This is a genomic window from Streptomyces sp. NPDC102279 (assembly GCF_044766365.1).
Lineage (GTDB): Bacteria > Actinomycetota > Actinomycetes > Streptomycetales > Streptomycetaceae > Streptomyces.
Map to the genome: position 1 here is coordinate 789,172 of NZ_JBIWLU010000001.1, position 11,162 is coordinate 800,333.

Below are 11,162 nucleotides of genomic sequence, written 5' to 3' on the forward strand. Positions count from 1 at the left end.
TCAGCCTGCGCCGACGGCGTCGCCGTCGAGCGCGTCCAGCGGATCCGTCCACGGGATGACGCCGACCTCACGGCATCCACGGGACTCGATCACCAACACGGTGGCCCCTGTCGGCAGGGGCTCCCGAGACCAGGCGAGGAAGGTCTCGGATCCGCCTCTCACTCGCACCAGGATCTCGCCGGGACCGGCGGATCCACGTGTGCCGATGAGCAGTTCCCCCGTGCAGCCGATCACGGCTTCGTCCTCCACCACAGCCGGCCACCCCCCATCACTCTGAATCTGCCTCTGACGATAGACCTACCCAGCTCGGGCGCGTACGCCCCCCTTCGCCACGGAGGCCGTCCGAGGGGTACGCGCCCGCTCCGTCACCGAAGTGTGGGTCAGCTCCTGGTGAAGCGGTAGGTCTTGCTGTCGGTCAGAACGCAGAAGCCCGGCGACACGACGATCACGCGCAGGGTGCCGGTGCGCCGGTCGTAGTCGATGCCCTCGGCCTCGAAGGTGCCCGAGCAGGAGCTGCGCAGAGGCAGTTGACGCAGCGCGGTGACGTGGCCGGAGACGTCCGCCGTTCCGTTCGGCTCGGCGGTCAGGTCGATCTGCAGGAGCGGCTTGGTGATGCCGAAGAGGGTTCCGGCCGGGTCGTCGGACGAGCACAGCAGCCGGGTCGAGGTGACGAAGTCGCAGCCCTGTACGTCCCGTACGCCGTGGTCGAGGTGGACGGTGGAGGCCTGCGGAAGGTTCGCCCCGGGCGAGGTCGCCGGGTTGACCCCGGGGGTCGGGAACACCAGGAGTCGGTCCATCGTGCCGTACTCGCCGGAGACCATCCACGATCCGCCCGGGGTGACGGCGACGAAGGAGTTGTTCAGCGCCTCTCCCGCGCTCAGCGCGTGCACGTACTCCGACCAGCCGCCGCCGGGCGCCTGCACCCGGAACATCTTCGAACCGCCGGAGTCGCTCTGGTACGGCTCGATGTAGTGACCGTCGTAGGAGGTGTCGGGGTCGCCGACGTGGTTCCAGCCGCGGCTGCTCACTCCGACGGGGATGGTGCCGATGCCGGTGTAGCGGTTGGGGCTGTTGGCGGGCACCTCGACGGAGGCGAGGCCCTGGCTCTCGGTCAGCGGGTCGGCGCGGTCGGATCCCACCTCGTTCCAGGTGTCGGCGGCGTCGGCGGGCGCGCCGGTGACGACGGAGAGGACGGCGGCGGTGGCGAGTGTGACGACACCGGCCAGTACCGGGTGACAACGTTGCCGTGCGGTCGTGCGCATCAGGTCTGCTCCTCGGTGGGGGGTGACTGGTCGGCGCACAGTCTGACCCCGCCGGGATGGGCATGTACAGACCAAGACGGTGGACGCCGGGCAACGACTCACCGCACAGGAGGAGTTCACCGGGAACGACGAGGAGCCGGCGGGATGAACCCGCCGGCTCCGGCCGCGCGCCGGGCAGGGACGGACCCTGCCCGGCGCGTCACGATCGTCAGCCGTTCTCGCAGTAGTTGCCGAGCGCCGGGTTCAGCAGCCCCACCACGTTCACCGTGTTGCCGCAGACGTTGAGGTCGAGGTCCACGGGGATCTGGACGACATTGCCGGACAGGACGCCGGGGCTGTTCGCCGCGACGCCGACCACGTCGGGGCCGGGGTCGGCGGCGGCGGTCCCGGCGGTGGCCAGCAGAGCGGCACTGGCGAGTCCGGCGGCTGCCATCAGACGAATACGCATTCCAAGCTCCTTCGATGGTGGGGGTGCGAGCTCCTCCACCATCACCTCCGCAGGCGGCGATGGACATCGCAGTTCGGCCGAACGGGGGCACCGCCGCCCGCGGCCGGCCGCGGGCCGGGAGGGCCACGGGTGCGTCGCGCGGGGTGTACGGAATGCCCGTAGCGTGAGAGACAGATCAGGCGGAACAGGGAGAGACCATGTCAACGAGCCAGCCCGACGCGTCCGTACCCCCCGAGGACCGGGCGACCCCCGACACGCTGCTGCACACCGGGACCGAGGGGCCGGTGACGGCCGAGGACCTGGTGCTCGCCGCCGGCCGCGACGTCACACCGGAGAACCTCGCCTGGGCGGAGCGCAAGCTCGAGGAGGAGGGCTCCGCGGCGGTCGACAAGCTGCTGCCCTAGGCACTCCTCCGGCGGCGACGCCGGTGAGCGCGCGGCTCGGCCTGGCTCCGGTACGAAGGAGCCGGGCCGAGCCGCTGCCCGTCGGGCCGACGGGTCAGGAGTCGGGGCACTCCTTCCAGGCCAGGTGGTAGACGGTGCTGATGTCACCGTCCGTCGAGTCCATGGTCATGAAGCTGCTGCTGCCGGGCGTGGAGGTGCCGGCATTGACGCGCAGCTCCGTGTTGATGTTGAAGTTGCGCTGAACTCCACAGGGCGCCCAGACCAGTTGGGACCACTCCGTGGTGTCCGTGGTCTGCCAGTTGTCGTCGTAGGGGCCGCGGAACGGATGCGTGATCGCGGCCGTGCTCGAGGACCCCTGGAAGTAGTACGAGGCCTTCTCCGAACTGGCGGCGCCGCGCTGCAGCGAGGCGAATCCGCGGTAGTCGGCGCTGGCGACGGCGTACGTGAATCCCTGTGGGACGTGGACGATCAGGTTGAGCTGACAGTTCCTGCGGAACGCGGTGGGGTCGGCGTTGCCACCGACCTGCGCGAGATACTCGCTGTAGGTCACCGTGAAGGCCGTGTTGTCGGGAGAGACGGCGACGGCGGCGGTCCCCTGGGGACAGCCCGAGCCGTTCACCGTGGCGACCTTGATGACGATCTTGTCCGGGGGCGGGTCGACGATCCCGGAGGACGGGTCGGACAGGGGGAGCGCCGCGGCGAACAGGGCGGCGATCGCGCCACCCAGAAGCAGTCCACCAGCCATGGTGTTCCAATCCGTTGCGTGTCGGTGTTCCTGCGGCGGCACGGATGTGCGCCGCGGTGAAAGGGGGGTGCGGTCCCCCGGCGTACGGGGAACCGTCGCGGACCGTTGCGCTGGATCACGTCCGGCTCTTTTGGACATGCGCATGACATGTGGGCACGCACAGCCCGCCCCCGGTTGTGAAGGAGCCGTGAAGCCCGGGGAGCGACCGAATCGTATGGAGGGCCGACCGGGGCGGACAGGACGATCCCCGGCCATTCGGCACCCGTCGTTCACACCTGGCCCGGCGGGGGCCGAAAGACGACGTGCCCGTGCGAATCGCCCGCCCCCTCCTCGCGCCGCGCACGCCCCTGCGACACTGAGGCCCATGGATCCACGACACCTGAGACTGGGCCGCCGTCGCATATGGATGAGCAGTGCCGTCTGCTTTCTGGTGCTCGGGCCGATCGGCTGGTTCCTCGGTGGCTGGGTCCCGTTCACGCTGCTGGCCGTCGCCCTCGTCGTGGCCACGACGGTCTCGCACCTCCGGGCACCCACCTGGCTGGCGCCCGCCGTCGCGAAGGGCCAGTCGGAGAGCCGGCGGGACGTCGCCACCTTCTGCGTGGTGATAGCGGTGAGCGGTTACGCGCAGCCGCCCGTGCGGCCCGCCCCCTCCCCCGCGGATCTGGCCGCGCTGCGCCTGGAGGCGTACCGGGCCGCCGCGGACGACGACCTCGCGGAGGAGCTGCGCCTGCTCGCGGCCGACGCCCTGTCCGCCGCGGACCGCGCCAACGACGAGGACAGTCCCGCGAGCTGGCGGGCGGCACGGGCGGGCGCCGAGCGACTGGCGCACGCCGCCCAGGAGGGCAATCCCTACGTACGGCAACTGCTCATCCAGTGGGTCGAGGGCAACCCGGCCGGCGACCGCTGAGCCCCCGCGTCCCCGCCGCCCCGGGCCTCAGGGACGCTCGAAGAACTGGATCACTCCCCCGGCCGAGAAGCACAGCGCTCCGGCGAGGGTCCCCCAGTTGGCGATGTCGATGTTCACGAGGCTGCCCGTCTCTGGGCGGGTGAAGGCGGCCAGCGCCGAGACGAGGAAGAGCACCGATCCCAGCTGGTTGATCGCGACGATCCACCAGCCCAGCTCGTGGGCGAGCACCCGCGGTCGGCCGTGGCAGACCTCGACCAGCGCGAGATGCCCGGAGATCAGGAACAGCACGCAGCCGACGAGGTCGGGCGCCCAGATCAGCCTGTTCACCTGTTGTACCGACAGGCCCCGCAGCAGCGAGTCCAGCAGGTTGACGCCGAACACGAGCGTTCCGACGAACAGCACGAAGGTGCTCAGCCAGTCGATCCGGCCGGGTTCGTAGCTCCACCATCTCCAGCGCCGCCCGGCGAGGGCACCCGACGCGCTGTCCTGGCGCGGGGCGTTGACCGCCTGGAGCAGGGAGGCGTAGCCGCCCGTGTTGAAGAAGAGGCCGCCGGCGAAGTAGATCGAGGCGCCCGAAGCGCCGTGCGATCCGTACTGGGCGACCCCGGCGCCGAGGGCGAACAGGGCACCGCCGACCGTGAACGCGGCGGCGGCGACGGTGTTCAGTCTCCGCAGCCGGCCGATCGACACGGTGTCCGCCCGCCGGTAACGAGCCGCCGTACCACTCGGTTCACGGACGCTGAGCAAGCCCCGCTTGCGCGCCCGTCGCGACTCCCAGACCGCCGTCCGCCCGTCCCTGAGACGCCAGGTCAGCCGGGTGGTGAACGGGCCCGCCCCTTCGGGGCGCGCTTCGGTTCGGCTCATCCGCCGACCCTAGCCCGGCAGAACGAGGCGCACCTTTTGCCCCGCACCGTGTCGCCGGGACGGCCGCCTCGGCCGAGGTGAACGGAGCCGAGCCCCGGGGAGCGGGCTCAGGACTCCGCTTCGCGCCGGAGGAAGTTGCTCACCTGACAGGCCAGGCTGTCCCTGGCCGTGTCGGGCCGGGCGTCCGCTTCGAGGATCTCGTCGTTCTCGACGCCGCCGGCCCAGAGGTAGCGCTCGGCCCACTCGTCGTCGACCTTGAGCGCCACCTGGATGTCGACGCGGTGCAGCGCAGTGTCGGGTCCCGCGGCGAAGAGGACCGCCGTGGCCCGGCGCAGCGGATAGACGTCGAAGCCCTCGATGAACTGGGAGTTCCGCCAGTCGAGGAAGGCGCTCTCGCCGTCGGACCCGACGCGGATGTCGATCTGGCCGTCTTCGAGGTGGATGCCGAAATGCTCGGTGGTGCGGTTCTCGACGGTCACCCGGAACCGGAAGTAGGTGAGGTCCTCGGCGGCGTCGTCCCGCCCTCGCGGGGGTTCCGCCTTCTCCACCCCGTGGACGCGCACACGCAGGCCGGCATGCTCGTCGTACTCCTGCCAGTCCCCGACCACGTTCGGCTCGCGCACGGTTCACCTCTCCACTTCAGAGAGTTGTTCCTATCTGTGCCCCGAACGAAGTGTCAAACGGGCCGAACGCCCTGTGGCCAGGTATTTCGCTTTCCTTGATCGGCGATCAAGCCGTGCCCAGCCAGAACCTTTCCGCGTCACCCGGGAGGGCTAATCCGGCGCGTGCTGCACATCACGTTTCCCGGACGTCACGCCGGCTCGATGTTCTGGTGCAGACGGAACAGGTTGTGCGGGTCCCGGTCGGCCTTCACCCGGGCCAGCCGGTCGTAGTTCTGGCGGTAGCTGGCCCTCACCCGCTCCTGCCCCTCGTCCATCATCATGTTCACGTACGCGCCGCCCGCGGAGTACGGGTGGAGCGCGTCGGAGTACCCGACGCTCCACTGTTCGACGAGGCCGGCGTTGGCCGGGTCGGAGTCCACCCCCGCGAAGACCGAGGCCCAGCTGCTGTCGCGGTAGCTCCAGGCGGTGTCCTCCGCGGCGTAGTCGTGGACGGCGCCGTCGATGGGATAGAGGTGCATGGTCGACTTCCAGGTCGGCAGTTCGGAGCCGAAACGCGCGTGCAGACCGACGGCCTCGTCGGGGATCTCGTCGACGAAGTCGGCGCGCCAGTACCACTGGTCGCCGGGCGGGTAGACACCGTCGAACGCGGACTGCAGCGCGGGGTGCGGCATCGGCGCCGGGCCGTGCAGCAGGGGCGCGGGCAGGGCGTCGAGCAGCGGTGCCATGGCCCGGGCTGCGGCGTCGGTGTCCTCGCCGATGTGGCACCACACCACGCCGCAGACCTTCCGCAGATGGATCTCCTCCGGGAACGGCGGCCCCGGCGGGACCGAGCCGAACAGGAAGAAGGCCCCCACCTCACGCGGGGCGTCGGGGATGAAGTCGCGGTACGCGGTGAGGACCTCGGCGCCGAGTTCGGCGGGCCAGAAGGTGGGCCCGGCGACGACCGTGTCCACCTCGTGCAGCCGGAAGAGGAAGGAGGTGACGACGCCGAAGTTGCCGCCGCCGCCCCGGATCGCCCAGAAGAGGTCGGGGTTCTCGTCGGCGCTCGCCCGGACCCGTTCGCCGCTCGCCAGGACGAGGTCGGCCTCCAGCAGGTTGTCGATGGTCAGCCCGTACTTGCGGCTGAGGTGGCCGAGGCCGCCGCCGAGGGTGATGCCGCCGACGCCCGTGGTGGAGATGATGCCGCTCGGCGTGGCCAGGCCGTGTTCGTTGGTGGCCCGGTCGACCTCGCCCCAGACACAGCCGCCACCGACCCGCACCGTCCGCGCGGCCGGATCGACCTCGACGTCCTTGAGCGGGGAGAGGTCGAGCACCACCCCGTCGTCGCAGGTGCCGAGGCCCGCACCGTGGTGGCCGCCGCCACGGACCGCGAGCGGGAGTCCCTGGTCTCGGGCGAAGCCGATCACCCGGGCGACGTCCTCAGGGCCGGTGCAGCGCGCCACCAGGGCGGGCCGCCGGTCGATCATCCCGTTGTAGACGGCACGAGCCTCGTCGTACCCGGGATCGTCGGGGCCGATCAGCTGCCCCTCGAAACCGGAGAGTTCCTTGCGCGCAGCTTCTGCCGACGTCATGGACATGTGGGTTCACCGCATCCGGGGACCGCTCGGGGTTCCGGTGCCGGTCCCTGGGCCCGTCGCCGGTCCCGCCGATAGGTCCGATGCGCCCGTTCCAGCCCGATTCAGGACCAGCCTACGCCTGACCCACGGTCCGGGGCGGTCGGGACAGGAGCACGAGACTGCGGGACTCGACCCGGACGTCGGTGGCCGCCTTGCGTTCCGACTCCTCCGGTTCACCGTGAGGGTCGGCGGTGTCGATCCGCGCCGTCCACCGCTCGCCGTACGTCGTGTCGGGGAGGCGGAAGACGACGGGCTCCCAGTGGCTGTTCAGCAGGAGCAGGAAGGAGTCGTCGACCACCCGGCCGCCGCACGGGTCGGTCTCGGCGATCGCGTCGCCGTTGAGGAAGGCCGCGACGGCGTGGGCGTCGGGGCGTGCCCAGTCCTCGTCGGTCATCTCGCGGGCGTCGGGGCGCAGCCACATCAGGTCGGGCAGCGGCTGACCCTCGTGCGTCACCGTGTCGCCGAGGAAGAACCGGCGGCGGCGCAGGACGGGATGGGCGGCGCGCAGGGCGATGGCGCGCCGGGTGAACTCCATGAGTTCCCGCTGCTCGTCGGTGAGGTGCCAGTCGATCCAGGAGATCTCGTTGTCCTGGCAGTAGGCGTTGTTGTTGCCGCTCTGGGTGCGGCCGAGTTCGTCGCCGTGGGAGATCATCGGGATGCCCTGGGACAGGAGCAGGGTGGCGAGGAGGTTGCGCTGCTGCCGGCCGCGCAGTTCGAGGACGCCCTCGTCGTCGGTGGGCCCCTCCGCGCCGCAGTTCCAGGACCGGTTGTCGTTGTCGCCGTCGCGGTTGCCCTCGCCGTTGGCTTCGTTGTGCTTGTCGTTGTAGGAGACCAGGTCGCGCAGGGTGAACCCGTCGTGCGCGGTGACGAAGTTGATGCCGGCGCGCGGCCGCCTGCGGTCGTGCCGGTAGAGGTCGGAGGACCCGGTAAGCCGGGAGGCGAACTCGCCCAGTTTTCCGTCGCCGGAGCGCCAGAAGTCCCGTACGGAGTCGCGGTACTTGCCGTTCCACTCCGACCACAGGGGCGGGAAGTTGCCGACCTGGTAGCCTCCGTCGCCCACGTCCCAGGGCTCGGCGATCAGCTTGACGCGGCCGACCACCGGGTCCTGCTGGATCAGGTCGAAGAACGCCGAGAGCCGGTCCACCTCGTGGAACTGGCGGGCGAGAGTGGCCGCGAGGTCGAAGCGGAAGCCGTCCACGTGCATCTCGGTGACCCAGTAGCGCAGCGAGTCCATGATCAGCTGGAGCACGTTGGGGTGCCGCATCAGCAGACTGTTCCCGGTGCCGGTGGTGTCGTAGTAGTGCGCCGGATCACCCTCCACCAGGCGGTAGTAGGCGGCGTTGTCGATGCCGCGGAACGCGAGGGTGGGGCCGTTCTCGTTGCCCTCGGCCGTGTGGTTGTAGACGACGTCGAGAATCACTTCGAGGCCGGCCGCGTGCAGCGCCTTGACCATCGACTTGAACTCGGCGACCTGCTCACCGCGGGTGCCGTGGGCCGCGTACGCGTTGTGCGGCGCGAAGAAGCCGATCGTGTTGTAGCCCCAGTGGTTCGACAGGCCGCGGTCGCGCAGGAAGCCGTCCTGAGCGAACTGGTGCACCGGCATCAGCTCGACAGCCGTCACCCCGAGCGAGGTCAGGTGCTCGACGGCCGCGGGGTGGGCCAGGCCCGCGTAGGTACCGCGGAGCTCGTCGGGCACCCCCGGGTGCGTCCGGGTGAGGCCGCGCACATGGGCCTCGTAGATCACCGTCTCGGCGTAGGGGCGCAGCGGCGGCCGGTCGTCGCCCCAGTCGAAGGCCGGGTCGGTGACCACGCCGAGAGGGATGTGTCCCGCGCTGTCGGCGGGGGACGGGCCGCCGGGATCGTGCTCGAAGAGGGAGGGGTGGTTGTCGGCCTGCCCGTCGACCGCCTTGGCGTACGGGTCGAGGAGCAGCTTCGCGGGGTTGCACCGGTGGCCCGCGGCCGGGTCCCACGGGCCGTGCACCCGGTAGGCGTAACGCTGCCCGGGGCCGACGCCCGGGAGGTAGGCATGCCACACGAAGCCGTCGACCTCGGTGAGCGGGACCGTCCGGACGTCGTCGAGCGCGTCGATCAGAACGAGATCGACGCGCTCGGCGACTTCGGTGAACAGAGCGAAGTTGGTTCCTTCGCCGTCGTATGTCGCCCCCAGCGGGTAGGGGCGCCCGTTCCAGGTGGTGAGCACATGATCACCGTACGGTGATCACCACCGCCTGTCCTGGCGGGTTCATCCGCGGGCGGCGACCGCCTCGCTGTCGTCGCGGGCGGTGGACAGGACAGGCCCCGGGAGCACCAGGTACCGGGGCGTCCGACGCGCCTCGCGCAGGCTGGGCGCCGGCAGCGGCGGTTCCAGCGGAGCGCGTTCGGCGGCGCGTGCCCGCCACGAGAACCAGATGATCTTCCCGCCGACGCCGGTGGCGCAGCAGCCCCAGCCGTCACTCATCGCGGCGATCTGGGCCAGACATCCCTGGGGTGCCTTGTGCGGGCCGATGTCCTGGCTGTTGTCCGAGACGGCGGTGATGAGGTGCTGGCCGTTCCACCACATCTCGATGGTCGTGTTCTTGTCCGTGGCGTGCTGCTCGATCGTGCGGAGCAGCGCTTCGGCACAGTGACAGACGGACTCGACGAGATTCTCCAGGTTCCAGTACCGGAGGTGCGCGGCCAGAATGCGCTCGACCTGTCCGACCTTTTCGAGGCTGAGCTCCACGTCGAGGTGGTAGTAGCAGGGAACTGCGGCTTTCATCGTCGTTTGCTCCTCACCGGCGAGGCTCTCGCCCCTTCCCGATCCCTGCGGGACCGGACCCCGAACACGAAGCGTGAGCGGCGATCGCTCCTGAGTCACTCCCAGAGTGGGAGTGCTACTCCATCCGTGCAACTCGAGAGCGGCCGAGGGTGCCGAGAGCGACGCCTGCGTAGTTGAAGAGCCAACAAGACGCTCGGTGCCCGTGCAGGCACCATGAGTGAGGGTGTCGGTCCGTGACAGACCGGCTCCCCTTCGCGTACGGCCCTCACTCGCCGCCCAGGCGAGCCGTGCGCGGTCGAGAGATCGGGAAGGTGACCAGCGTGATGCTGCTGCCTGCCAAATCCGAGGTCGCCCGGCATCTGGAGCGTTACCGGGCCTGGGAACGCCTGCATCTGGCGACCCCCACCGACCACGCGGTGCGGGGGAATTTCGAGAACACGGGCTACACCCTGTGCGTCCTGATGGGGAAGCGCTGCGCGCGCGAGGCGGCCGACGCCGCCGAGGTCTACATCCAGGACGTTCCGGCACGGATCTGAAGGACGGTCACAAGGACCGCACACGACAGGGACCTTCGACGGCGAGCGTGACGCGTCGGGCCCAGAGACCGCGGAGGCGAGACGCATGGACGCGCACACGGACACCGGCCGTATCCCCGTCGTGGACGTGCGGCCGGTGGTCGATTGCGGCAGGCGGCCCGCGAAGGCCGTCACCGGTGAGACGTTCCAGGTCACCGCCACCCTCTTCGGTGAAGGTCATGACGTGGTCGGCGCCGATGTCGTCCTGTGCGACCCCGACGGCCGCCCGGGCCCCTGGACCCCGATGCGCGAACTGGCCCCCGGCACCGACCGATGGGGCGCCGACGTCACCCCCACGGCCGCCGGCCGCTGGACCTACGCGGTGGAGGCGTGGAGCGACCCGGTGAACGAGTGGCGGCGCGCCGCGGAGGTCAAGATTCCCGCCGGCCTCGACATCGGTCTCGTCCTGGAGGAGGGCGCCGCGCTGTACGAGCGGGCCACCGCCGGCGTTCCCGAGGGCGCGGCCCGGGACGGCGTGCGGGCCGCCGCCGACGCACTGCGCGACGACTCCCGCACACCCGCCGACCGGCTCGCGGCGGCTCTCCGCCCGGAGGTGGACGCCGCCCTCGCCGGCCACCCCCTGCGCGAACGACTCACCCGTTCGCTCCCGTTGCCGTTGCTGGTGGAGCGGGAGCGGGCGTTGTACGGCTCCTGGTACGAGTTCTTCCCGCGCTCGGAGAGCGGGCAGCTCGACCCGCCGGCGCACGGCACGTTCCGCACCGCGGCCGAACGCCTGCCCGCCATCGCGGAGATGGGCTTCGACGTCGTCTACCTCCCGCCGATCCACCCGATCGGCACCACCTTCCGCAAGGGCCCGGACAACACCCTGTCCGCCGCCCCCCAGGACGTGGGCGTGCCCTGGGCGATCGGCTCCCCCGAGGGCGGCCACGACGCGATCCACCCCGACCTGGGCACCCTGGAGGACTTCGACGCCTTCGTGGCCCGGGCCGCCTCCCTGAA

At 70.7% G+C, this 11,162-nt stretch carries 12 protein-coding genes and 1 pseudogene; 4 read left to right on the plus strand and 9 right to left on the minus strand.

Annotated elements, in window-relative coordinates:
* The 3 genes from ACIRQH_RS03440 to ACIRQH_RS03450 all read right to left on the minus strand — a co-directional run bounded on the left by ACIRQH_RS03440 (position 1) and on the right by ACIRQH_RS03450 (position 1,710).
* Complete coding sequence (locus tag ACIRQH_RS03440; RefSeq protein ID WP_358820682.1) at positions 1-252, minus strand: hypothetical protein; 252 nt, start codon at positions 250-252, stop codon at positions 1-3.
* Positions 253-380: 128 nt separating this feature from the next.
* Positions 381-1,262 carry a hypothetical protein gene (locus ACIRQH_RS03445; RefSeq protein ID WP_388865182.1) on the minus strand — a complete coding sequence of 294 codons (882 nt, stop codon included), beginning with the start codon at positions 1,260-1,262 and terminating at the stop codon, positions 381-383.
* 208 nt (positions 1,263-1,470) lie between these two features.
* On the minus strand, positions 1,471-1,710 hold the full coding sequence (locus ACIRQH_RS03450; protein ID WP_358820684.1) for a chaplin: 240 nt from the start codon (positions 1,708-1,710) through the stop codon (positions 1,471-1,473).
* Between the two features lie 197 nt (positions 1,711-1,907).
* Between ACIRQH_RS03450 and ACIRQH_RS03455 the strand changes: the two genes are divergently transcribed.
* Positions 1,908-2,114, plus strand: a complete 207-nt coding sequence (locus tag ACIRQH_RS03455) for a hypothetical protein (RefSeq protein WP_388865180.1) — start codon at positions 1,908-1,910, stop codon at positions 2,112-2,114.
* A gap of 94 nt (positions 2,115-2,208) precedes the next feature.
* Here the strand turns inward: ACIRQH_RS03455 and ACIRQH_RS03460 are convergent, their stop codons facing one another.
* Positions 2,209-2,859, minus strand: a complete 651-nt coding sequence (locus tag ACIRQH_RS03460) for a DUF4360 domain-containing protein (RefSeq protein ID WP_358820686.1) — start codon at positions 2,857-2,859, stop codon at positions 2,209-2,211.
* Positions 2,860-3,223: 364 nt separating this feature from the next.
* On the opposite strand from ACIRQH_RS03460, the gene ACIRQH_RS03465 reads away from it, so the two are divergent.
* A complete protein-coding gene (locus ACIRQH_RS03465; RefSeq protein ID WP_358820687.1) occupies positions 3,224-3,766 on the plus strand; it encodes a hypothetical protein in 543 nt (180 codons plus the stop codon).
* 27 nt (positions 3,767-3,793) lie between these two features.
* On the opposite strand, the gene ACIRQH_RS03470 is transcribed toward ACIRQH_RS03465, so the two are convergent.
* The 5 genes from ACIRQH_RS03470 to ACIRQH_RS03490 form a co-directional block, all read right to left on the minus strand.
* Entirely contained in the window at positions 3,794-4,630 is an 837-nt protein-coding gene (locus tag ACIRQH_RS03470) for a hypothetical protein (RefSeq protein ID WP_404223935.1), read from the minus strand.
* Positions 4,631-4,737: 107 nt separating this feature from the next.
* A complete protein-coding gene (locus tag ACIRQH_RS03475) occupies positions 4,738-5,253 on the minus strand; it encodes a hypothetical protein (RefSeq protein WP_388865176.1) in 516 nt (171 codons plus the stop codon).
* Between the two features lie 188 nt (positions 5,254-5,441).
* Positions 5,442-6,830 (minus strand): FAD-binding oxidoreductase, encoded by a 1,389-nt coding sequence (locus tag ACIRQH_RS03480; protein ID WP_404223937.1) that lies wholly within the window; start codon positions 6,828-6,830, stop codon positions 5,442-5,444.
* Between the two features lie 112 nt (positions 6,831-6,942).
* Complete coding sequence (glgX, locus tag ACIRQH_RS03485; protein WP_388932328.1) at positions 6,943-9,069, minus strand: glycogen debranching protein GlgX; 2,127 nt, start codon at positions 9,067-9,069, stop codon at positions 6,943-6,945.
* 42 nt (positions 9,070-9,111) lie between these two features.
* The gene (locus ACIRQH_RS03490) at positions 9,112-9,627 is read right to left on the minus strand and encodes a pep a2 (RefSeq protein WP_358820692.1); all 516 of its coding nucleotides are present in this window, start codon (positions 9,625-9,627) and stop codon (positions 9,112-9,114) included.
* 323 nt (positions 9,628-9,950) lie between these two features.
* Between ACIRQH_RS03490 and ACIRQH_RS03495 the strand changes: the two are divergent.
* A pseudogene (locus ACIRQH_RS03495) lies at positions 9,951-10,142 on the plus strand (DUF5133 domain-containing protein); the annotation flags it as partial.
* 106 nt (positions 10,143-10,248) lie between these two features.
* Positions 10,249-11,162 (plus strand): maltotransferase domain-containing protein (locus tag ACIRQH_RS03500; protein ID WP_404223939.1); only part of this gene is annotated, 914 nt, incomplete at its 3' end.